Genomic DNA, 21,863 nt, shown 5'->3' with positions numbered 1-21,863 from the left:
ACGACGGGAGGTTTCGAACTCTGTGCTCGCTTGCGTGGTGTGGGCCGCTGGGTCACAGCGCGGGGATCTTCCGCTCGCGCAATTGCTCGAGGACTTCGATCGTGGCCTTCGGCACCAGGGCGGTCACCTCGCCGGGTTGGAACGCACCGCAGGCCACTCCGCGCAGCACCACGGTGGACAGCGCTTGCGCGGTGGCCGGCTCGTCCATCACCGCGCCGCCTCGGCGGTCCAGGTAGCGGCCGATGCGCGGCGCGGCCACCTCCAGCGCGGTCCGGTAGAAGGCGAAGTTGGCCAGCCAGCGGGTGACCAGATGGCCCGCGCCCATGTCCCAGCCCTGGTAGTAGCCGCGTTCGAGCGAGCGGGTGGTCAGCCGGTAGTGCCGGGCCAGGGCGGCGCGGACCTCGTCGTCGGTGCCCAGCGGCAGCACCTGCGTGGAGCCGTCGCACACCCAGACGCCGGTCTGCGCGGCGGCGGCCTGCATGACGGCCTTGGCGTGATCGGCGACCGGATGCTCGAGGGATTGGAACTGGGGTGCGATGCCGCACGCCGCGCTGTAGTCGTAAGTGCCGTAGTGCAATCCGGTGCAGCGCCCGGCCGAGCGGTGGATGGCCGCCGCGACCGTGGCGGAGCCGTCGGCGGCGATGACCGCCTGCGGGCTCTCGATCTGCAATTCGAACCTCAGTGCGCCGGCGGGCAGGCCGTGCGCGGATTCGATGGCCTCGCACAGAAGTACGGCGGTGTCGACCTGGCCGACCGCGCGAATCTTGGGGAGGGTGAACACGAATCCGGCCGGGACGCCGCCCGCGCCCTCGAGCACCAGCTCCAGAGTCCTGATCGCGCGCGAGGATTCGCCGGTGGTCAAGCCCTTCATGCGAATGCCGCGCGAGGTGATCGCGGCGGGCAGCGCCGCCAGCACCGCACCCGCGCGGGTCGCGTCGGCGTCCTCGATCGCGTCCTCGCGGGTGCCGTACCCGTCCTCGAAGTCCAGCCGCAGATCCTGAATCGGGTTCTGCCGCAGCGTGTTCAGCATGAGCGCCACCGCATCCGGCCCGGCCAGTTCGGTGAGCAGCTCACCGTGCCGTTCCGCGAGCTCGAGGGCCGCGGCGCCCCACGACTCGGGCAGTTCCACCGCCGCGTCCGCGCCGCTCACATACGCGGTGTGGATCGGCTGCCCCGCCCGGTCACCCGGGTAGTAGCGCGACAACAGCGCGTCGGTGTCGGCGACACGCGAGTGGATACCGGCCAGCACATCGGGCGGCAGGGTCACGGACGAGCCTCCTGTTCATCGGGGAAGGTTTGGTTGCGGGTCCGAGCCTCAAGCGCCGTCCCGCGAGTCGTCGGTCGAGAATTCGGTGAGCAGCCCCGTGTAGCGCTTCGGGAGCGGGGCGGCGAACTCGCCGCGGCCGGACTTGCGCAGGCCCATGGTGACCAGGGACTGGACCCCCAGCGTGGCGGCGGCGACGCCGTCCACCACGGGTACGCCGACCTCGTCGGTGAGGTACCGGCACAGGTCCGCCATCCCCGCGCAGCCGAGCACGATGGCATCGGAGTCGTCGGCGAGCACGGCCGCGCGGCAGGCATCGGCGATCACCCCGCGGGCCTTGGGATCCTCGAGCTCGAGGACCGGGATCTCGCAGCCGTGGATTCCGAGGCAGAAGCGTTGCATCCCATAGCGTTCGGCCAGATCGAAGGCGCGCCCGGCGGTGCGCTCGAGGGTGGTCACCACGCTGAAACCGCGGCCGAGGTGGCTGGCGTAGTGCATGGCCGCCTCGGCGATGCCCAGCACCGGCCCGCGCGCCAGTTCGCGCGCGGCGTCCAGCCCCGGATCGCCGAAACAGGCCAGCACGTAGCCGTCCACGCCCTCGGCCTCGCCCCGGGCGATCTCGGTGAGTATGCCGGGAACCGAAAGCGCCTCGTCGTAATGACTTTCGATCGACGCCGGGCCCATGGTCGCGGTGATGCCCTCCACGACGGTGCCGGGCGCGACGACCGCGCGCGCGGCCTCCTCGATGAGCGCGGTCATGGCCGCCGTGGTGTTCGGGTTGATGACTCGAATACGCAAGGAATTCACCGACTTTCGAACGGGGAGGCGGAACGGCCCGCGGGTGGCCGACGCGCAGCGGGCGGGAAAGGTCGCCGGGGTTCGGCATCGAGGTCCGGCACGCCGGTCGCCGATCCGGTGGGCACACCGGCCGGCGGCACAGCAGTGTCGGGCATGTCGCACATCCGATCTCGTCTGGTCCCCGCCGGTGGAAACACAAGGTGTGCGCGACGCTATCGAGCAGGTATTGCCCGGATGTTGCTCAAAACATATATCTTGTTACTCGCCGGTATCGGTCGGCTCGACCGGCTCCGCGAACAGCCCGATATCGGTCGGCAGGTGCGAGAGTACGCCGTTCAATCGCGTGTGGTGCTGCTCGGTGACCGCCAGGAGCGTGTCCGCGTCGCGCGCCAGGAATGCGGCCAGCTGCCTGCTGTGATCCGCGTGCAGCACCACCCGGTCCATGGTGGTCACGTGCACCATCGGCTGCACCGGCTCGGTGATGTTCCAGGCGTATTCGAGCATGTGCACCACGCGCGGCATGCCCGCCGGGCGCACCAGCGCCAGATGGAAGTTGCGGGTCTCGCGGTGATAGGCGACCGCGTCCTGCGCCAATACGGCGCGCTCGAGCCGGGCGTGGGTTTCCTGGGCCAGCGCGTGATCGGCCGCGGTGGCCTGATGCACGGCCGCGGCCATGGCCGCCGATTCCAGCCGCTCGCGCACCACGTACAGCTCCCGCAGCTCGGCCGCGGTCAGCAGCGTGACCTGATAGCCGAAATTCGGCTTGTGCTCGACCAGCCCCTCGCCGATCAGGGTCTGCAGCGATTCGCGCACCGGAATCGCGCTGACCCCGAACTGCCGGGCCAGCTCACCCAGCGGCATACCGGTGCCCGGCGGCAGATTGCCCTCGAGGACGAGCCGGCGCAGCTCGCTCAGGATCTCGTGCTGGGAGTACCCGCGATGGGCATCGAGCGGCGGGGTGAGCTGGGGTAGTCGCGGTAGGCGCGGCCGGGAGGGCATCAGAGGTCCTGCTCGCTGTAGCCGAGTGCCTTGAGGGAAAGCAGATGCAAGGTGGTGCGCTCCTCGGCGGTGAGACGGTACAGCAGCTTGTCGGTGGCGGCCGAGATGCGCTGACCGACGTCCTCGCGCAGCCGCCGGCCAGCCGCGGTGATGGCCAGGCGGTACTTGCGCCGGTCCTCGGGGTCGCGAGTGCGCGTGACCAGGCCGGATTTCTCGAGGCTGTCCACGAGCCGGACGATTTCGCTGCGATCGATCGCGAGCGCGTCGGCCATCTCCTGCTGGGAGATGTCGCCGTTCTCCTCGAGGTAGGTGAGCACCCAGTGCTCGCGCAGCGGCGTGTCGAGCTCCACGTGCATGGCCTTGTGCAGCTTGCCCAGCGCGTAGGTCGGATATTGCAGCAGCCCCCGGGGGTGGTACTCGCGGTCTTCGGTCACCTGTGGATCATACCTATTGTTGAGTTGCTCAATCATTGTTAGGCTCCGCAATTGAGTAGCTCAACTCATAACTGAACTCGACTCGACCGAAGGAGGGGTCCGATGACGCGTTCGCGTACGGACACCGCTGTCACCGCGGATCCCCGGGCCGCAACCGGGGAATCCGAAGCCGTCACCGCCGAATCCGGTTCCGCCACAGTTCGACCCGGCACGCCGGGCGCGGACTCCGACAAGATCCCCGCGCACGTGTGGCGCACCGCGGCCGTGGTGGTGTTCGGCGCGGTGATGGGAATGCTCGACACCTCGCTGGTCAACATCGGCCTGCACACCATCGGCGCGGATCTGCACAGCTCGCTCGCCACCATTCAGTGGGTGGCGAGCGGATACCTACTCGCACTGGGTGTTTCGCTCACCGTGTGCGGCTGGCTCTCGCGGCGCGTGGGCGTGGGGCGGCTCTGGGTGGGGGCGCTGGCGGCCTTCACCGTCACCTCCGCGCTGTGCGGACTGGCCGACACCGCGGCGTGGCTGATCGCGCTGCGCATTCTGCAGGGACTGGCCGCCGGGGTCATGATCCCGGCCGGGCAGACGATTCTCGGGCAGGCCGCGGGGCCCAAGCGAATGGGCCGCGTCATGGGCGTGGTCGGGATCGCGGTCGTCGGCGCGCCCGCGCTCGGGCCGACCATCGGCGGGCTCATGCTGGCGCACTGGAGCTGGCAGTGGCTGTTCCTGATCAATATCCCGTTCGGACTGGTGGGGCTGGCGCTGGGCCTGCGGTACCTGCCGCTCGGGCCGGGCACGAAGGCCTCGGGCGGGCTCGACCTGGTGGGGCTGATCCTCGCCGGCGGCGGCGTATCGGCCGTGGTGTACGGACTCTCGGAGATCGGCATCGACGGGTCCTTCACGGCGCCGACGGTGTGGCTGCCGGTGGTACTCGGGCTGGCGGCGCTGGGCGGGTTCGTCGCCTGGAGTCTGCCGCGCGCGCGGGCACTGCTGGATCTGCGGATGTTCTCCAACCGCGTCTTCGCCGCCGCCAACACGGCCAGCTTCTTCGCCGGAGCATCCATGTTCGGCGTGATGGTGTTGCTGCCGTTGTACTTTCAAGTCCTGCACGGTGACGGACTGGTGCGCACCGGCGTCTCGCTGATCAGCTTCGGCGTGGGCGGCGCGATCACCCTGCCGCTGGGCGGGCGGCTCACCGATCGTTTCGGCGGCGGCGTCATCGCGGTCGGCGGCAATCTCGCGGTGGCCCTGACGGTGCTGCCGTTCGCATTCCTCGGCGTGGACGCCGATGCCGTTCTGGTGCAGGCGCTCCTGTTCGCGGCCGGGGTCGCGACCGCGCTCGCGGGGATGCCGCTGGTGTCCGCGGCGTACGCGGCGGTGCGGCCGGATCAGCTGCCGGACGCGGCGGCGTTCGTGAACATCCTGCAGCGGGTCGGCGGCGCGATCGGGGTGGCCGTGATCGCGGTGATACTCTCCCGCGCAACGCAATCCGGCTGGGCGGCGGCATCGGGATACCAGCTGTCGTTCGCGGGGGTGGCGGTGATGTCACTGGTCGCGTCGGGGGCCTCGACCGTGCTGCGGCGGCATCAGCGCGCCTGATGCGACGGGGGTACCAGCCCCGGCCGTGAGCCGACGCGACCTCCCGCCGAGCCCGAGGGCCCGGCGGGAGGTCGCACTGGCCCCGGCGCGGGGCGAGCGGTTCCACCGGCGTCGTCGACGCCTTGCCGAATGCCGTCCCGGTCGTTCGGGAAACCGAACAGCCGGGACGCCGTCCGGTCCGGCGGAAGCCTATGTGGCGCTGCGCAATACCAGGACGGTGATCTCGCTGGGCGCGAACACCCGCAGCTGCGGTCCCCAGAACCCGGTGCCCCGGCTGGTGTACAGCTGGGTGCGGTCGCCGTGCCTGCTCAGGCCCGCGACCACCGGCTGATCCAGGCGGACCAGGTAGTGGAACGGCCAGATCTGACCACCGTGGGTGTGACCCGAAATCTGAAGGGCCACACCGGCGGCCACCGCATCGGGGATCTGCTTGGGCTGATGCGCCAGCAGGATGACCGGCAGGTTCGGATCCGCTCCGGCGAGCGCGCCGGTCAGGTTCGGGCCGTGGCCCTCGAGGCCGACGCCGGTGGGATCGTCGATACCGGCCATGACCAGGCTGTCGCCGCCGCGCCGGAGGATCTCGTGCTGATTGTGCAGCGGCTGCCAGCCGATCGAGGCCATGTGCTCGATCCAGCCGGGCGCGTCGCCGAAGTACTCGTGATTGCCGGTGATGTAGAACCGGCCGAGCTCGGCCTCGATCTTGCCGAGCGGATCCACCTGCGCGCGGCGCGCGAGCACCGACCCGTCCGCGAGATCACCCGCGTGGCATGCGATATCGGGCTTCTGAGCGTTGACGACCTCGACCACCTTCTCCGACCAGCGCAGGCGATCGAGCGCGGCGAAGTGGGTATCGGTGATGACGACCATGCGCAGCCCGTCGAGTCCGGGTCCGAGTGCCGGGATCCGCACCTCGACCGTGCGGACCCGGGGCACGCGGCGCGCCTCGTAGATGCCCCACGCCACCAAGATCGCCGAGACGGCGAGCACGCCGATGCCGATCGTGCGCGAGCGCGCCGGATCATCCACTCCCGCAACGATCAACACCGGCCGCAGCACGTTGCCGATGACGGACCAACTGAACAGCACCCACATCACGCCCAGCAGCGTGTCGCCGATCATCGAGGCGATATCGGACTGCGCGGGACCGTGACCGAGGAACATAGCGGTGGGCAGCGTCAGCAACCCCAGCACGGCCAGCACGGTGCCGGCGACGAACAGCGGCCCGGCGCCCTCGGTGGGCGCCGCGACCACGGTCCACCAGGGCAGCAGGAACAGCAGGGCCGTGATCGTCAGGATCACGAGTAGACGCGGAACGTATTTCAAGGATTCATCCTCTGGGGAAATCGCCGATGCCCGGTCGTTGCCCGGCGCTGCATCCGACGATAGCCGCCGGTGCGAAGGGTGGTGATCCGACCAGGTCGTGAGCATGGCCTGGTAGGTTCCCGGCATGCCTCGCCGCGATGAGAAGACCGTCGGCCTCGTCCTCGTCACCTATCAGAGTGCCGAAGACCTGCCCCCGTTCCTGCAGACACTCCCGGGGGCGGTCGGACCGTACGCGGTGGACCTGGTCTGCGTCGACAACGTCTCGAGTGACGGCAGCGCCGACATCGTCGAGGCCGCGGGTGGTCAGGTCATTCGCAACAGCCGCAATGTCGGACTGTCCGCCGCCATCAACCAGGGCGCCGCCGCCACCACCGCCGACTGGATCCTGGTCGCCAACCCCGACACTCAACTCGAGCCGAGTTCCATCGCCGGACTCATCGAAACCGCCGAGTCGGACGACCGGATCGGCATGATCGGCCCGAACATCGCCCGCCTGGACGGTACCTACTACCCCTCGGGCCGCCGATTCCCTTCTCTCGGAATCGGTCTCGTGCACGCCGTGCTGGGGGGCGTCTGGCCCGGTAACCCCGCGACCCGCCGCTACTTCGGCACGCCGGTCACCGATGTCGCCGACGTGGACTGGATCTCGGGCTGCTGCATGCTGTTTCGCCGTGAGGCCTTCGAAGCCGTCGGCGGCATGGACGATCGCTACTTCCTGTATTTCGAGGAATGCAAGATGGCCCTGGACATGCACCGCTCCGGGTGGCGCGTGGTCCTGGACCCGAACGTGGTGATCCGTCACCGCGAGGGCGGCAGCATGCGCTCGGCCCCCTTCCGCAAGGTCCGCAGCCACCACCGCAGCGCCCTGCGCTTCTACATCGACTACCACCAGGGTTCGCCCTGGCTGCTCTTCGCTCCGCTGGTTGCCGTCGGTCTCGCCGCACGCGGCCTGATCGCGGTGGCGCGAACCGCTGCGCTGCAACGCCTTTCCCGCGGCTGAGCCGCCGCTTCGCCGGGCGGTCGACGGACTGCCCGGCTCTCGCCGCGTGCGCCGGCGTAGGCCGGCGGTTCGATGATCGGCGCCACCGGTTCGCCACCGGCAGCGCCGTTCCGGCGGATCCGCGCCGCACCTGTGCGCGGTGCTCGGTGAAGGCCGCGTCGGCGGGTATCGACCAGCCGCCCGGACCGGCGTGGCCGACCCGGCATCGGACGTGGCGCGCAGGCACGGGATTAGGCTCGCACCGTGCCCACGTTGCTGATCGTCCATCACACGCCGTCACCGCATACGCAGGAGATGTTCGAGGCGGTGGTGGCGGGGGCCACCGATCCGGAGATCGACGGGGTCGAGGTGATCCGTCGGCCCGCGCTGGGGGCGACGGCGAGTGATGTGCTGGCGGCCGACGGGTTCGTCCTCGGGACGCCCGCCAACCTCGGGTACATGAGCGGGGCGCTCAAGCATAATTTGTCTACTTACCCGTCTATTACGAGTACTGCGAGGTCGGCGGCGTGAAACGGCTCCTGATCGTCCACCACACGCCGTCGCCGCACTGCCAGGCGATGTTCGAGGCCGTGGTGTCCGGCGCGACCGACCCAGAGATTGAGGGCGTGGAGGTTGTGCGCCGCGCCGCTCTGTCGTTGTCACCGACCGACGTGCTGGAGGCCGACGGGTACGTGCTCGGCACTCCGGCAAACCTCGGGTACATGAGCGGCGGCCTGAAACACGGGCTGGATGTCATTTACTACCCCTGCCTCGATTCGACCCGAGGGCGGCCGTTCGGGGCGTACTTCCACGGCAACGAGGGCACCGAGGGCGCGGAGAAAGGCGTCACCTCGATCACGACCGGGCTCGGGTGGGTGAAGGCGGCCGACTACGTCGTGGTGTCGGGTAAGCCGTCCAAGGGCGACCTCGAAGCGTGCTGGGAACTCGGCGCGACGGTCGCGGCACAGCTCATGGGGTAGATGCCAGAGCGGCGTTCGTGGTGCGCGAGGTTGTCTCTTGCCCACTGGAGGCGGCGCACAGCAGGGGAACCATGTCGGTGCGGGGTGGTATCAGTTAGCGGTGACTGTGACCGCGTCTGACGATGTGCCGCGCTACCGATACATGAGATACGTCCGTCCGCCCACAAACACCGTGGCGAAGCAACTTAACGTTGGACCGTTGTTTCCGACCCAGCCGAACACGCGGAAGATGCGTGTCGGAATCGACGTGCAGACGTTAGGAAAACCTACTCCGGAACTCCTGCGCATTGTCGGCAGAGACGAAGAGATCGAGCCAATTCTGCTGGTCCAGAACGAGGAATTAGAACCAACAGAGTGGATGAGCGTACTGGGGTGTCGCCGGTGGTATCTCTTCACGTTTACAACCGTCGAAGATGCCCCGAAATTCGCCGATGCATCGACCGTTGGCATTTCAGGATATGACGACGGAGAACGGTGTATGTGGGCGTCAGCTCATTTCTTCAGCGTGTATGCACAACTCGATCAAGCTGCCCGCGAAGCGTTCTCTGATGATTCGGGGCTTACGCTCGCAGATCGGCACCGTGCGGCAGCGATCGCTTGCGCAGCGGCAGATCTCGGAGTCGATGTCATTGTCACGGCAGCACCAACCGCCGGACGTGACGATGTTGCCGATAACGACATTGTTCTCAGCATCTCACCTGGTCAGATGATGCCATTGTTCGGTCACTATCTTCGAGTTACAGGGAACCATGTTCTGGAATCAACCAAGGGTCGTCTCCGAAATGGGGGTACGTCGGTCCAGAAGACGGTCGCATCCTCGGCCACTGACCTATACCTCGCGGGGATCTACGCATCTGCCCCCCACCTCGCTGCAATCCGGCTGATGTCGATGATGGGTGGTGACCTGAGCCTGGTCCAGTCGATAGAGGCGATCGCTGTTCGGCTGAGTCGGGCCGCGCGAGCTGTCGATAACCTCCTCGCGGCCCTGAGCAACGGCAGCGCATCAGACATGCAACGTACGGACACGGCGGAGACCACCGCAGAGGCATTCGAACGGGTCTTGCTGTATCTCTGCGCCGCGATGGATCGGTACGCCCGCGTGACTCAAACACTGTTCGATACCAGCCTCGATCCCGACAAGCAGCGTGGCTCCCTCACTTCTAGCGTTGAGCTACGATCAGTGATCGAGAAGTTCGAGCCAACTGACACTCAACAGCTCGAATCGCTGGGGGCCTATGCGCGAGTAATCGGGCAGCTGCGCAATCGAATTCATGCGCTCCCGCTCGATACGCAGCACCGACTGTCACGCAGCTACGGGTCATCTACCACAGTTGCGGTCACATTAGATGGCCTCGCAGAATTTGATCCTGCCAAGACCCCGCTAGACCAGGAGCAACTGGATCGGCTTGGCGTTTGGAAGGCGCAGTCATCCAATCCTTTTGGAGCCCGCGCGTATGCGGCCGATATTGCGACGCTCACAACTACGCTGTTCAGGGAAACTCTGCGATTTCTAGAAGAGTTCTCCCACTTCATCATCCGCAACAAGACGGTCGCCAGCATTACTACGGCTCAGCACCCGGTTCTTGGATGCTGGGCCGACGACCCCCGCCCCATGCCAGCAGCCTTGCCTGAAGAAGTTCTGTACCGAGAAATGCTGGGGTGGGCAGATTTCGGCTGACCGAAGGCAGGCTGGGAGCTTGTGCGCTCAGCCCCGGCATGCCTCTCCTATGCTTGAGCGATGTAGACCAGCCTAGAGGTGCGATCACGCCCCCGGACGCCGCCCCAGCGCTCGCACGATGAGCGCCCGGGCGGCGTCGTTGTAGGCGGCCTGGTCTGCGAGCACGGCGAAGGTCTTCTCGTGCAGGGCGATTTCGGACGGCCGGGTGATGGTCAGCTCGGCGCTGACGGTCTCGGTGAGCACCTGGGCGCGGTCGTAGATGACGAAGTTCGTCGCCGGGGCGCGGTAGTCGGTGTCCAGCGGGATCACGCCGAGCCGGAGGTTGGGCCGCTCCAGCTCGCCGAGGAGGTGTTCGAGCTGTGCCACCATCACCGCGTTGTCACCGACCGTCGGATACAGAGCGGCCTCGCCGATCAGGATGTGGAAGCGGTGCCCGGCGCGCTCCAGGACGCTCTTACGAGCCATCCGCATAGTCACCGCTTCCTCCAGGTCGTCACGGCCGCCGATCATGGAGATGCAGACGCGCAGGATCGCGCGGGCGTAGCCCTCGGTCTGCAACAGGCCGGGCATGGTGTCGGGGTCGTACCAGCGGATCAGGCGGGTTTCGCCTTCGGTCTTGATGGACTGGCGCTGGCGGTGTGCGTGCCCGGCGGCCAGGGTGCGTTGCCACTCCAGATACATCGCGCGCAGGTTGCGGAGGCTCGCCACCAGGTCATCCAGGACGGCCATGCTGTCGCACGCCGCGCACCAGTCGGCTAGGTCGGCTTCGGACGGCGCTTGTTTCCCGCGCTCGATGCGGCTGATCTTGCTGGAGTGCCAGCCGCATTGAGCAGCGAGATCGATGCCGGATAGATGGGCGGCTCGGCGCAGCTCCCGAAGGCGTGCGCCGAGCGCGGCTCGTGCGTCGTCAACAGCTCTCACGGCGCGTGCGCGTACTCACTGTCGGCGTAACGGGCATGATCAATTCCCTTTGGCCACAATGTGGCCCGTGCCTTCACGCACACACCGACGATTCCTGGATCGGTGGTGATTGATAGGCCCATGAACTCTCCCGTCTCGGCGAACGTCGTGAACGCAACCGTGTGGTCGTCGAACAACCAGAAGTCATCGCCCGGCACCTCTGCCGGGTCTGTTAGGTGGCGCGGCAGCCACCGCACAGTCTCTCCGACCTCGACGTTATTGGCCGTCTCGCTGAGTAGCCACCGGGTGTAGGTCGAGTGCGGGACCGTGACCACACGAAGCCGTTCGAGTGCGACGCCGCGCCCGGTCGTGTCCACCATCAGGTCATCCCACGCCTTCCACGAGGCGGGCTGTTCCTCCGGTTCGTAGGTCTCCCCGGCCTCCCAGCGTCGCAGCGCTTCGACTTCGTCGGCCACGCCGTAAGTGTCCTGCACCTCCAGGTGGAAGGCATACCAGCGGGCCGCGCGGAACAGCGGCTCGAATACCTCGTCGCCGACGACGTGGAGCATCAGCGCACCACCACGGCCGTCTCATGGTCGGCGAGACGGAGCTGTGCGAGGACTTCGGGTGCGGTGACCTGTTCGCCGCTGACCAGGAGTCTGCCGGGGGCGTCGGTGGCCTCCACCGGCAGCGTCATGCCCGGCTCCAGCCAGTCGAGCAGGACGTGAGGCACCAGCACGGTTCCGGGTCTATCGGTGATGTCGCCCTGTACGACCAGTTCGCCGGTCTCGGCGGCGTACACCGCCGGGCAGGTGCCGCTTTTGGAGCCGGAGCCGAGCAGACGCAGTGTGAGGTGAGAGTGCATGGTGGGCCGTCCTTTGCGATTGAGCCGAACGTACCTCGCAATGGTCGCGCTGATCTGCCCCGGCTCACAAGGTTGCGCGCAAAAACGCACAAAATCGTATCGGGTCCATGCACCACCCGCCCAGGATTCCCCTATGCCCCGCCGTCGGGTGTTGTGTCCTCGGCGGCGGGTGCAAGCCACCAGCGAGACGACAGGGGACGAAATGGACGGCGCGCGCTATCTCCAACACCGCGATGGAACCTGGGAGGTGGTCGGCGCGGACGGTTGGCCGATCCCGATGGACGAGTACCTGGAACTTCACGCCGACATGGTCGCCGCTCTCGAAGCCGAGGAGGAGACGCCGGTGGATGAGCACCTGTTGATCGCCTTCCGCCAGGGCCTTCCATGCCTCCGGGGACCGCGCCGGGCGGTGCGGTGATCATCCTTGGCTGGGTTGTGGTGATCGGCCTGCCGCTGGTGGTGTTCGTCGGCGCGATCCTCTGGCCCGAGCGCACCCCGTCCGAGCGGTCGGGTGACGGCATCCGGCCGCGCATCGAAGCCGACAATGGATGGCGCTACGGAGGTTGGTAAGCCAGACCGCTGTTGTCAGGTGTAAATGCCCAAGTTGGACTTCAGTAAGTCGATCGCCCGTATGTCAAAGCACCCCACTCCGATAGTCAGAGCTCTTCGGCTGAGAGCTCAGGGGGATCGTCGGTGCGCAACTGATGGGCTGGCGCCCGCACACATAGGTGGCGGAAAGCCGCCGGTGTCAATCGATTCCGGGTCATAGCGTCGAGATATGGCTATCGATACCGAACACGTGCTCGAACACCGGATCTTGCGTACACCGGTGGTGATGTTCATGGCGCTGGCGGCCGCGTTCGGGACCGCCACCACCTATCCGCTGCAGCCGGCGATCGCGAATGTCGCCGATTCCCTCGGGGTTTCGGTGTCCACGATCGGGTTCGCGCTGGCCGGCGGGCCGCTGGGATACATGTGCGGGCTGGCGCTGCTGGTGCCGCTGGTGGATCGGATGCGGCCGCGAATCCTGTTGTGCGCGCAGTTCACGGCGCTGGCCGTGGCGCTGCTGGCAGCCGCGGCCGCACGGTCCGTCTGGGTGCTCGGCCTCGCCATGGTGGCGATCGGAGCCGCGTCCTCGGTGGGTGCGGCGCTCAGTTCGCTCGCGGGCCGACTGGCCGAACCGCGGCGGCGGGCCACCGTGCTGGGGATCGTGACCGCCGGAATATCGGCGGGCATCCTGGCGGGCCGGATGGTGGGCGGATGGCTCAGCGACGCGGTCGGCTGGCGCGGGATGCTGGCGGTGCTCGCGGTCGCGTGCGCGGTGATCGCGGCGGCCTCGGTGCTGCTGATTCCGGTCGTGCCCACCAGAACGGTCGCGGGCTATCTCGCGACGCTGCGTTCCATGCCGGGACTGTTCCGCCGTTTCCCGGCGCTACGGCTCGCCGCGAGCCGAGGCGCACTGTGGTTCTTCGCCTTCTGCACGGTGTGGGCCGGCATCGCGGTCGCGCTGTCGCAGCCGCCGTACTCGTATTCGGCCGAGCACATCGGCTGGTACGCGGCGGCGGGAATTCTCGGCATCGTCGCGACCCGCGTCGCCGGTGCGTGGACCGATCGGGTCGGCGCGCGGCGGGTGATCCTGATCGGCCTGGTGCTCACGGTGGCGGCGACCGCGCTGCTGTCGGTGGCGCTCTCGAACGTCGTGCTGACGGTGATCGCGCTGGCGGTGTTCGACGCGGGGCTTTTCGCGGCGCAGGTGGCCAATCAGAGCACGGTGCTGGCCATCGATCCGAGCGCGCCCGCGCGATTCAACGGTGCGTACATGCTCGTCTACTTCATCGGCGGCAGCGCGGGCACCGCATTCGGGGCCGCCGCGGCCGGAGCCTTCGGCTGGTCCGCGACGGCGATGTTCACCATGGTCGCACTGGTATTCGCGATCGCTCTGACGGTGTTCGCGCGCACCGGCGCACCGACCCGGATATAGCCGGGCGGCGGTCCCCCCCGAATTCTGGTGGCTGACGGTCCTGCCGTATCGCCCGTCATACTCTGAGGGAATTGTGTCTGGGAGTGTGAGAAGAGGTGAGGGCCGCCGTGGAGTCGAACGACTCGGAGATACGCCGGATCGGGCTGGTAGAGGACCACGAATCGGTGGCGATCGGGCTGGCCGCCATGTTGGCGCCGCAGGACGATCTGGAATTGGTGATCACGGCGGGCACGGTCGCGGAACTGCTCGCGGCGGGACCGCGACTGGATCTGGTGGTGCTGGATCTGCGGCTCGCCGACGGTTCCTCGCCGGAGGACAATGTGCACGCGCTGCGTGAGCGCGGCATCGAGGTGCTGGTGTTCACCGGCGCGGACAACCCGTTCATGGTTCGCGCCGCGGCCCGCGCGGGCGTGCTGGGCGTGGTCCGCAAGTCCGAGGACGCCTCGACCGTGGTGGAGGCCGTGCGCCGCGCCGCACAGGGCGAACAGGTGGTGACCACCGATTGGGCGGCCGCCATCGACGGGGACCCGCAGCTGTCGAACGTCGGGCTCAGCCCGCGTCAGCAGCAGGTGCTGCAGTTGTACGCCTCGGGGGAGAAGGCATCTCGGGTGGCGCGCATGACCGGCCTGTCGGAGCAGACCGTCAACGACTACCTGGGCCGCATCAGGCAGAAGTACGCCGATGCCGGGCGGCCGGCTCCGACCAAGACCGACCTCTACAAGCGGGCCGTCGAGGACGGGTGGTTGCCTGTCCCCGAGCGTGATCCGCGCGCATGACCGCATCGCGCGTCCTCGACACAGCACCTCCGAGAGAGCGTTCCGTGCCCGCCGCCCTGACCCAGTTCTCACAGTGGTTGCGCGGCGGGTGGTCGGTGGCCGCGGCGGAGGGCCCGGACACCGCGGCCTACGACCGCATCATGCGGCGGCTGGGCATCTCGATGGGTATCGCCGGTGTCCTGATCGGCTGCGCCGAACTGCCCGAGATCGCCGAACAGTCCCGGCTCGCGCCGGTCTGGTGGACGGTGGTGGCCACGCTGCTGGCGTTCGGCTGCTACCCGGTGCTCGCGGTGGTCTCGGCGGTGTCGGGGACGCGCGCCATCCGGATCGTATCCGGTTGTGCCGCAGTGTGTTTCCTGGGCGCGCTGGCCACCATCCCACTCGCGCTGCAGCTGCACACGGTGGACGCCACCACGGTGTGGCCCTACCGCGTGACGCCCCTGGCGGTGACCGCGGCGGTGCTGGCCTGGCCGACCCGGATCACCGTCGCCTATCTGATGGTGGCCACCTCCTCGGCGGCGCTGGCGATCGTCTATACGGTCGCGGAGATCCACCCGGCGACCATCATCGAGAATTTCCTTCGCGCACTGGGCTTGTCGGCGCTGTTCGTCTGGTGCGGCACCGCCGCCACCGGAGCCGCCGCGCGCGTGGACCGGGAATCGGCCATTGCCAGCCGACGGGCCGGTGCGGCCGCGGCCGCGCAGTCCCGCGACCGGGAACGCGCGCGCTTCGCCGCGCTGATCCACGACGCGGTGCTCTCCACGCTGCTCGAGGCCTCGCGCGCCGGAACGCACTCCGACGTACTGCAGCGCCAAGCCGAACGCACCCTGGAACAACTCGACGAATGTCGCGGCAGCGAGCGCGATCCCGATCTGCTCGATGCCCGCTCGGCGGTGCTGTTCCTGCGCGCCGCGGTCCAGGAGATCAATCCGAGCATCCGGTTCGCGACGCGGACCTGGCCGGGCTTCGACGATCTGCGCATGCCCGTGCATTCGGCCAGCACCATCGCCGCCGCGCTCACCGAGGCGGTGCGCAACAGCCTGCGCCATGCCGCGGTGCCCGCTCGTGAGGTGCGGCGCGCGGTCACCGCGACGGTCAGCGCCGGCAGTATTCGCATCGTATTCGCCGACGACGGTGCGGGATTCGATCTCGCGGCCGTCTCGGCCGACCGGCTCGGCATCTCCATGAGCATCCTGGGCCGGATGCGACAGCTGGCCGGCGGTTCGGCCTTCGTGGAATCGCAGCCGGGGGAGGGGACCACCGTCACATTGGTCTGGGGTGGCGATGGTTCACGTTGACAATTGGATGCCCGCTATGAAAAGCAGTGAGGCGGAACTGGATTCGCGCTTCGGCCTGCGTGATCTGCTGGGCCTGCGCGGACACGCGGCGTGGTTGTTCCTGCTCATGCTCGAAGCCACGATCGCGCTCTACATGGCCCGCAACTTCGGTGAGGCCCCGCACTGGGCGGCACTGCTGGGCATGGGCCTGATGCTCAGCGCCGGAGCGCTGGTGCTCGCGGTGCCGGTCGATCCGCTGCCGATCCCGGTGGCGCTTTTCGCCGCGATCGCGCCGCCGGTGGCGACCGGGCTGACGGTGATGAACCCGGTGGCGGCCAGCACGCACCAGTCGGTGTGGTCGGCGTTCGCCTCCTCCTATGTCTTCGCCGTGCTGGTACTGCGCGGTCGGATCCGGACCGCCTGGGTGGGTGTGGTCGGGGTCGCCGGAGTGTTGCTGCTGGCCGGCCTCGAGGACCATCTGCAACTGCGCGCGGTGATCGGCTCGCTGGTGCCGGTCGGCACCGTCGCGGCCATCTCGGTCTTCACCGCGGTCATGCGACCCATGCAGCGCACGCTGCGGCTGCTGCGCGAGGACGCCATGATGCGCGCCGCCGCCGAGGCCACCATGGCCGCCGCCGAAAGCGAGCGCGGGCGCCAGCTCGCCCGCCTGGACCGGGTCGCGCGTCCCATTCTGGAACGCATCGCCGAGGGCGCGGAACTCTCGGCCACCGAACGGGAGGAATGCCGCCTGCTCGAGGCCGAATTACGGGACGGCCTGCGCGCGCCCCAACTGGTCACCGACGAACTCAGCGGCGCGGCCCGCGGCGCGCGCTCGCGCGGCGTGGAGGTGGTGCTGCTGGACGACGGTGGTTTCGCGGGTGTGCCCGAATGGGTGCGCAAGCGTGTGATCGACGCGGCGACAAGGGAGCTCGATGCGGCCAACGCCGGATCGGTGACGGTGCGCGTGCTGCCCATCGGCCGGCGGGTGCTGGCCACGGTGCTGGCGCACGCCCCGGATCACGACCTGCGCACCGAGATCGACACCGACGGGCAGGTCAGTGTCATCGACTGAGAGGTACCAGCGCCTGACTGTCCGGCGGCTACTGCGCGTCCCAGCGCGCGCTTCGCTTCATCTGATCGCGCAGCGCGCCCTGCACCGCGGTCGAGAGCCAGGAGTTGAGCGACTGCCCGCTCTGCGCGGCCGCGTCCTCGGCCCGGGCCTTGATCTGCTCCACCAGGCGCAGGGTGACGCGGCTGATGTCGCCGGTCATGTCCTCGAAGCTCGGATGCTCGTCCTCCTCGGGGGCGGCGCCGGCACTCTTGCGGACATCGACGAGAGCGTCGGTGCCGTCGATCGAGACATGCACCGTGCGGTCGCCGATCTCGGCGCTCACCTCGGTGGCGAGATCGGACAGGGCCGCCAGCAGGACCAGGCGCGCCGAGTTCTCGGTGGCCGCTGCCAGGGCGGCGGCGGTCGACTGGGTCTTCTCATCGCCGAGCGCGGCGGCGGCGATCAGGTTCTCGCGCAGTTGGGCGGTGTACTTATCTAGGTTCATGACATCAGTGTGGCGTCATAAGTGATGTCATTCAAGGAGAGATTTGCCGTCATATACGGGCGTGGTCCACAAATCGCCGTCACGTACGCCACGCTTCGGGTATAACGATGCAAATCCCCATTCGGCGACGCGGTAGCCTTTCCGACTATGACGATTGGTGAATCGACGCGAACCGAGCTGCGCGCGTCCGGCACAGTTGGTGTCGCGATGGTGACCCCCTTTACCGCCGAAGGCAAGCTCGACGTCGATGCCGGTGTCGCGCTGGCCGCTCGTCTGATCGACGGTGGAGTGGATCTGCTCGCGATCTCCGGAACCACCGGTGAATCGCCGACCACCACCGAGTCCGAGAAGTTCGACCTGCTGCGCGCCGTCGTGGACGCCGTCGGGGACCGCGCCACCGTCATCGCGGGCGCCGGCACCTATGACACCGCGCACAGCATCGAACTGTCCCGCAACGCGCAGCGCGCGGGCGCGCACGGACTGCTCGTCGTCACCCCGTACTACTCGCGTCCGTCCCAGGACGGATTGCTCGCACACTTCACGGCCGTCGCCGATGCCACCGATTTGCCGGTGACGCTCTACGACATTCCGCCGCGCTCGGTGGTGCCCATCGCCACTGACACCATTCGGCGGCTGGCGGAGCATCCGCGCATCGTCGCGGTGAAGGACGCCAAGGGCGACCTGAACGCCGGCGCCGAGCTGATCGCCGAGACCGGACTCGCCTTCTACTCCGGCGACGACGTGCTCAACCTGCCGTGGCTGTCCATCGGGGCAGTCGGATTCATCAGTGTCATCGGCCACCTGGTGCCGGACCGGCTGCGCGCGCTCGTCGACGCGTATCACGCCGGTGACGTGCGGCGCGCCCGTGAAATCAATGTCAGCATGATTCCGCTCAACCGGGCCATGGCCCGACTGGGCGGAGTCGCCATGACCAAGGGGGCCTTGCGCCTGCTCGGTATCGAGACCGGAGACCCACGCTTGCCACAACTCATGCCCACCGCCGACCAGCTCGACGAGCTGGCCGTTGACCTTCGCGCCGCGGGGGTGCTTGCATGACCGACCCCGTCGAACGTCGTCCCCGCCGTCGCGCCGCCTCCCGTGCCGCGGGTGCTCCCGAACCGGCTCCGGCGCAGGCCGCGCCGAAGAAGGCTCCCGCCAAGGAGCCCGCTGCCCAGGAGGCCCCCGTCAGGGAAGCTCCCGCGGACAAGCCCGCCGCACAGCCGGAACCCGTTGCGGCACAGGCTGCTCCGGAGCGCACCGGCCGCGGCCGCGGCGGCTCCGCCGAGCGTGCCAAGGCCGCCGCGCAGCAGAGCGCCCAGCAGGACGAGCCCGCCAAGTCCAAGGACGACGCGCCCTCGCGTGGCCGCCAGGATCGTTCGCGTCGTGGCGGCGGCAACGGTGGCGGTGGCCGCGGTCGCCAGGGTGGTCGCAACGATCGTTCCGACAATTCGGCTCCGGTGCGCCGTGATCCGCTCGCGCTGGGCGCTCCGCCGCCGGCCCCGAAGGGCGGCCTGCGGGTGTTCGCGCTCGGCGGCATCAGCGAAATCGGCCGCAACATGACCGTTTTCGAATACGACGGCAAGTTGCTGATCATCGACTGCGGCGTGCTGTTCCCCGAGGATCAGCAGCCCGGCGTCGACCTGATCCTGCCGGACTTCGGCCCGATCGAGAATCGCATCGACGATGTCGAGGCGGTCATCCTCACCCACGGCCACGAGGACCACATCGGCGCGGTGCCGTTCCTGCTGCGCCTGCGTCGCGACATCCCGGTCGTGAGTGCGAAGTTCACCCTCGCGCTGGTGGCGGCCAAGTGCCGGGAGCACCGGCTGCAGCCGAAGCTGGTCGAGGTCATCGAGGGTGACCGCACCCAGCACGGTCCGTTCGATTGCGAGTACTTCGCGGTCAACCACTCCATCCCGGACGCGCTCGCGGTCGCGGTGCGCACCCCCGCGGGCATGGTGCTGCACACCGGTGACATCAAGCTCGATCAGCTGCCGCTCGACGGCCGCCTCACCGACCTGGCCGGTTTCTCCCGCCTCGGTGACGAGGGCGTGGATCTGTTCCTGGTGGACTCCACCAATGCCGAGGTGCCGGGCTTCGTCACGCCCGAGCGCGAGATCGGCCCGGTGCTGGACAATGTGATCGGCAAGGCCAAGGGCCGAGTCATCGTGGCCTCCTTCGCTTCTCACGTGCACCGCATCCAGCAGGTGGTGGACATCGCCAAGCGATACGACCGCCGCATCTGCTTCGTCGGGCGCTCGATGGTCCGCAATATGCAGATCGCGCAGGATCTGGGCTACCTCGATCTGCCGGACGGCCTCGTGGTCGACATCGATCAGGCCGCCAACCTGCCGGTGCACAAGCTGATCCTGATCTCGACGGGATCGCAGGGCGAGCCGCTCTCGGCGCTGTCGCGGATGGCCCGCGGTGATCACCGGCAGATCAACATCCGCCCCGACGATCTCGTGGTGCTGGCCTCCTCGCTGATTCCCGGCAACGAGAACGCGGTCTTCACCGTGGTGAACGGGCTGGCCCGGGTCGGCGCGACCGTCATCACCCAGCAGAACGCGAAAGTCCATGTGTCCGGCCATGCTTCGGCCGGTGAGCTGCTGTACCTGTACAACGCGGTGCGGCCCACCAATGCCATGCCGGTGCACGGCGAATGGCGGCACCTGCGGGCCAACGGCGCGCTCGCGGTCGCGACCGGCGTGCCGGAGGAGCGGGTCATCCTCGCCGAGAACGGCGTGGTCGTCGATCTGGTCGACGGCATCGCCTCGATCACCGGCCGGGTGCCGGTCGGCCAGGTCTACGTGGACGGCTTGTCCGTCGGCGACGTCGGTGAGTCCACGCTGTCGGATCGACTGGTGCTGGGCGAGGGCGGCTTCATCTCCATCGTGGTCGGCGTCGACTCGACCACCGGAAAGGCCGTCACCACACCGGAGGTCGTCGGTCGCGGATTCTCCGACGATCCGGACGCGCTCACCGGCGCGCAGGAGGTCGTCGAGAGCGAACTGCAGCGCCTGGCGAGCGAGGGCATCAGCGACACCCATCGCATCGCGCAGGCGGTGCGCCGTGCGGTCGGTCGCTGGGTGGCGGAGAAGTACCGTCGCCGCCCGATGATCGTTCCCACCGTCATCGGTGTCTGAGCCGACGCTGACGCGGTTGTAGAGAGCGAAATCCCCCGGTGGCCGAGGCTGCCGGGGGATTTCGCCGATTCAGGCGGGTGTGGGGTTCCGGTTGGCGGCGTTCGCCCGGGTCCGGCTGTAGAGGTGCCGTTTTCGATGGCCGCTTGCCCTGGTGCGCTGCTCTGTGTGCGCTCCGGACCCGTCGGGAACCCGGCGCAGAACTGCGACTCGGCAGCCGACCGCTGTGTATTTGCCGTCGGGGTTCTCGCAGGTGTGCCCCGCGCGAAGCAGTGCCCGCTACCGCTCGTGTGGTCGGCAGTTCATGCGGCTCGGTTCGCCGCGTCCGCGTGTTTCCTACGCGGTCGGGCCGATGCAGCGGCCCCGATAAGCGGTTAGGGTGCCCGTATGAGTATGGCTCAGAGGGAACGCCAGGCCCTGGTGCAGGCGATGGTCGCGGCCGGTCCGGACGCGTCGACGCTGTGCGGGGAATGGACGGTGCGCGACTTGGCCGCCCATCTGGTCGTGCGCGAACGCCGCCCGGACGCCGCGCCCGGCATCATGCTGAAGCCGTTCGAGCCGTATCTGGAGAAGGTGCAGCGCAAGGTGGCGCAGCGGCCGTTCCCGGATCTGCTCCAGACCGTGCGCACCGGTCCGCCGTTCTACCTGCGCCCGGTCGATGCGCTGATGAACCTCACCGAGATGTTCGTGCACCACGAGGACGTACGCCGAGCCGAGCCCGGCTGGGAGCCGCGGGTGCTCTCCGCCGCGGATGAGAACCGGCTCTGGAAGGTGCTGACGGGCCTGTCGCGCATGGCCTATCGCAAATCGCCGGTGACCGTCGCGCTCGCGACGCCGGACGGCCGACACGCCGTCGCTCACAAGGGCGGCGATCGCACCGTGGTGCTGGCGGGCCCGCCGTCGGAACTGCTGCTGCATGCCTTCGGCCGCAACGAGGTTCGGCTCGAGGCCACCGGGGATCCCGAGGACGTGCAGACGGTGTACGCCCTCGATCGCAGCGTCTGAACCGCGCCGGCGGCAGTCGGCCGACCTGGCATCCGCTGTGCGATGATCACCCTCGCGATGTGCGATGCGAGGGTCCCGGCGGCCTGTCGCCGTAAGCATTCCCACAGTGTCTGATATGCCTGGGTCGTGTGTTGCGGATGGTCCGTATGGTGCGGTTGCGGCTAGCCTGGGTGCCATGGCAGGAAAGGCCCGCGGCACCGCGACCCCAGGTTCGCGCGCGGGATCGACGCGGGGTAAGGCTCCCGCGCGGTCTCGGGCGAGCACTCCACGCACGGCCGCGGCACGCGGGCGCGGCACGGGGGCGGC

General features: G+C 68.4%; 22 protein-coding genes and 1 pseudogene. 14 read left to right on the top strand and 9 right to left on the bottom strand.

The window, feature by feature from the left end; genetic code table 11:
- Window positions 1-52 precede the first annotated feature (52 nt).
- From NJ1_RS33270 to NJ1_RS33255, 4 genes are all read right to left on the bottom strand, one after another.
- Window positions 53-1,267, bottom strand: a complete 1,215-nt coding sequence (locus NJ1_RS33270) for a DUF6986 family protein (RefSeq protein ID WP_067702748.1) — start codon at window positions 1,265-1,267, stop codon at window positions 53-55.
- A 48-nt stretch (window positions 1,268-1,315) separates the two neighbouring features.
- Window positions 1,316-2,062 (bottom strand): aspartate/glutamate racemase family protein, encoded by a 747-nt coding sequence (locus tag NJ1_RS33265; protein WP_067702840.1) that lies wholly within the window; start codon window positions 2,060-2,062, stop codon window positions 1,316-1,318.
- A 258-nt stretch (window positions 2,063-2,320) separates the two neighbouring features.
- Entirely contained in the window at window positions 2,321-3,061 is a 741-nt protein-coding gene (locus NJ1_RS33260) for a GntR family transcriptional regulator (RefSeq protein ID WP_067702745.1), read from the bottom strand.
- A complete protein-coding gene (locus NJ1_RS33255; protein ID WP_084479110.1) occupies window positions 3,061-3,495 on the bottom strand; it encodes a MarR family winged helix-turn-helix transcriptional regulator in 435 nt (144 codons plus the stop codon). Before NJ1_RS33255 ends, NJ1_RS33260 begins: the two co-directional genes overlap by 1 nt.
- A gap of 102 nt (window positions 3,496-3,597) precedes the next feature.
- Here NJ1_RS33255 and NJ1_RS33250 point away from each other — a divergent pair, with 102 nt between their 5' ends.
- On the top strand, window positions 3,598-5,094 hold the full coding sequence (locus NJ1_RS33250) for an MDR family MFS transporter (protein WP_218025299.1): 1,497 nt from the start codon (window positions 3,598-3,600) through the stop codon (window positions 5,092-5,094).
- Between the two features lie 189 nt (window positions 5,095-5,283).
- Here the strand turns inward: NJ1_RS33250 and NJ1_RS33245 are convergent, their stop codons facing one another.
- Window positions 5,284-6,417 carry a metallophosphoesterase gene (locus NJ1_RS33245; protein ID WP_067702739.1) on the bottom strand — a complete coding sequence of 378 codons (1,134 nt, stop codon included), beginning with the start codon at window positions 6,415-6,417 and terminating at the stop codon, window positions 5,284-5,286.
- Between the two features lie 124 nt (window positions 6,418-6,541).
- On the opposite strand from NJ1_RS33245, the gene NJ1_RS33240 reads away from it, so the two are divergent.
- The 4 genes and pseudogenes from NJ1_RS33240 to NJ1_RS33225 all read left to right on the top strand — a co-directional run bounded on the left by NJ1_RS33240 (window position 6,542) and on the right by NJ1_RS33225 (window position 10,054).
- Window positions 6,542-7,417, top strand: a complete 876-nt coding sequence (locus NJ1_RS33240; RefSeq protein WP_067702736.1) for a glycosyltransferase family 2 protein — start codon at window positions 6,542-6,544, stop codon at window positions 7,415-7,417.
- A 243-nt stretch (window positions 7,418-7,660) separates the two neighbouring features.
- Window positions 7,661-7,909, top strand: a pseudogene (locus tag NJ1_RS33235) (flavodoxin family protein); the annotation flags it as partial.
- 65 nt (window positions 7,910-7,974) lie between these two features.
- A complete protein-coding gene (locus tag NJ1_RS33230) occupies window positions 7,975-8,376 on the top strand; it encodes a flavodoxin family protein (protein WP_067702834.1) in 402 nt (133 codons plus the stop codon).
- A gap of 229 nt (window positions 8,377-8,605) precedes the next feature.
- Window positions 8,606-10,054: a hypothetical protein gene (locus NJ1_RS33225; RefSeq protein ID WP_245717692.1), complete on the top strand. Its 1,449-nt coding sequence runs from the start codon at window positions 8,606-8,608 to the stop codon at window positions 10,052-10,054.
- A gap of 84 nt (window positions 10,055-10,138) precedes the next feature.
- Here NJ1_RS33225 and NJ1_RS33220 read toward each other — a convergent pair whose 3' ends face one another.
- From NJ1_RS33220 to NJ1_RS33210, 3 genes are read right to left on the bottom strand one after another with little or no spacing between them, the layout of a single operon-like run.
- Window positions 10,139-10,975, bottom strand: coding sequence for a helix-turn-helix domain-containing protein (locus NJ1_RS33220; protein ID WP_067702727.1), 837 nt, complete (start codon window positions 10,973-10,975; stop codon window positions 10,139-10,141).
- The gene (locus tag NJ1_RS33215) at window positions 10,972-11,523 is read right to left on the bottom strand and encodes a DUF6879 family protein (RefSeq protein ID WP_067702725.1); all 552 of its coding nucleotides are present in this window, start codon (window positions 11,521-11,523) and stop codon (window positions 10,972-10,974) included. The genes NJ1_RS33220 and NJ1_RS33215 overlap by 4 nt, the downstream gene beginning before the upstream one ends.
- Complete coding sequence (locus NJ1_RS33210) at window positions 11,523-11,819, bottom strand: hypothetical protein (RefSeq protein ID WP_067702722.1); 297 nt, start codon at window positions 11,817-11,819, stop codon at window positions 11,523-11,525. The genes NJ1_RS33215 and NJ1_RS33210 overlap by 1 nt, the downstream gene beginning before the upstream one ends.
- 133 nt (window positions 11,820-11,952) lie before the next feature.
- Here NJ1_RS33210 and NJ1_RS33205 point away from each other — a divergent pair, with 133 nt between their 5' ends.
- From NJ1_RS33205 to NJ1_RS33180, 6 genes are all read left to right on the top strand, one after another.
- The gene (locus NJ1_RS33205; protein ID WP_157574460.1) at window positions 11,953-12,237 is read left to right on the top strand and encodes a hypothetical protein; all 285 of its coding nucleotides are present in this window, start codon (window positions 11,953-11,955) and stop codon (window positions 12,235-12,237) included.
- Window positions 12,234-12,389: a hypothetical protein gene (locus tag NJ1_RS33200; protein WP_169813238.1), complete on the top strand. Its 156-nt coding sequence runs from the start codon at window positions 12,234-12,236 to the stop codon at window positions 12,387-12,389. The genes NJ1_RS33205 and NJ1_RS33200 overlap by 4 nt, the downstream gene beginning before the upstream one ends.
- 208 nt (window positions 12,390-12,597) lie before the next feature.
- The gene (locus tag NJ1_RS33195) at window positions 12,598-13,800 is read left to right on the top strand and encodes an MFS transporter (RefSeq protein ID WP_067702713.1); all 1,203 of its coding nucleotides are present in this window, start codon (window positions 12,598-12,600) and stop codon (window positions 13,798-13,800) included.
- 107 nt (window positions 13,801-13,907) lie between these two features.
- A complete protein-coding gene (locus NJ1_RS33190; RefSeq protein ID WP_067702709.1) occupies window positions 13,908-14,576 on the top strand; it encodes a response regulator transcription factor in 669 nt (222 codons plus the stop codon).
- 44 nt (window positions 14,577-14,620) lie between these two features.
- Window positions 14,621-15,874 (top strand): sensor histidine kinase, encoded by a 1,254-nt coding sequence (locus NJ1_RS33185; protein WP_245717691.1) that lies wholly within the window; start codon window positions 14,621-14,623, stop codon window positions 15,872-15,874.
- 16 nt (window positions 15,875-15,890) lie between these two features.
- Window positions 15,891-16,925 (top strand): DUF8320 family protein, encoded by a 1,035-nt coding sequence (locus tag NJ1_RS33180; RefSeq protein WP_245717690.1) that lies wholly within the window; start codon window positions 15,891-15,893, stop codon window positions 16,923-16,925.
- Window positions 16,926-16,953: 28 nt separating this feature from the next.
- On the opposite strand, the gene NJ1_RS33175 is transcribed toward NJ1_RS33180, so the two are convergent.
- On the bottom strand, window positions 16,954-17,409 hold the full coding sequence (locus NJ1_RS33175; RefSeq protein WP_067702699.1) for a hypothetical protein: 456 nt from the start codon (window positions 17,407-17,409) through the stop codon (window positions 16,954-16,956).
- A 147-nt stretch (window positions 17,410-17,556) separates the two neighbouring features.
- Here NJ1_RS33175 and dapA point away from each other — a divergent pair, with 147 nt between their 5' ends.
- From dapA to NJ1_RS33160, 3 genes are all read left to right on the top strand, one after another.
- Window positions 17,557-18,465 carry a 4-hydroxy-tetrahydrodipicolinate synthase gene (dapA, locus tag NJ1_RS33170; RefSeq protein ID WP_067702696.1) on the top strand — a complete coding sequence of 303 codons (909 nt, stop codon included), beginning with the start codon at window positions 17,557-17,559 and terminating at the stop codon, window positions 18,463-18,465.
- On the top strand, window positions 18,462-20,555 hold the full coding sequence (locus tag NJ1_RS33165) for a ribonuclease J (protein ID WP_067702693.1): 2,094 nt from the start codon (window positions 18,462-18,464) through the stop codon (window positions 20,553-20,555). The genes dapA and NJ1_RS33165 overlap by 4 nt, the downstream gene beginning before the upstream one ends.
- Before the next feature lie 384 nt (window positions 20,556-20,939).
- On the top strand, window positions 20,940-21,557 hold the full coding sequence (locus NJ1_RS33160) for a TIGR03085 family metal-binding protein (protein WP_067702690.1): 618 nt from the start codon (window positions 20,940-20,942) through the stop codon (window positions 21,555-21,557).
- The last annotated feature ends 306 nt before the right edge of the window (window positions 21,558-21,863 follow it).

Origin of the sequence: Nocardia jejuensis NBRC 103114 (genome assembly GCF_001613145.1) — a bacterium.
Lineage (GTDB): Bacteria > Actinomycetota > Actinomycetes > Mycobacteriales > Mycobacteriaceae > Nocardia > Nocardia jejuensis.
Note: the sequence above shows the minus strand (reverse complement) of the source record. Positions and strands in the feature narration are given on the sequence as shown.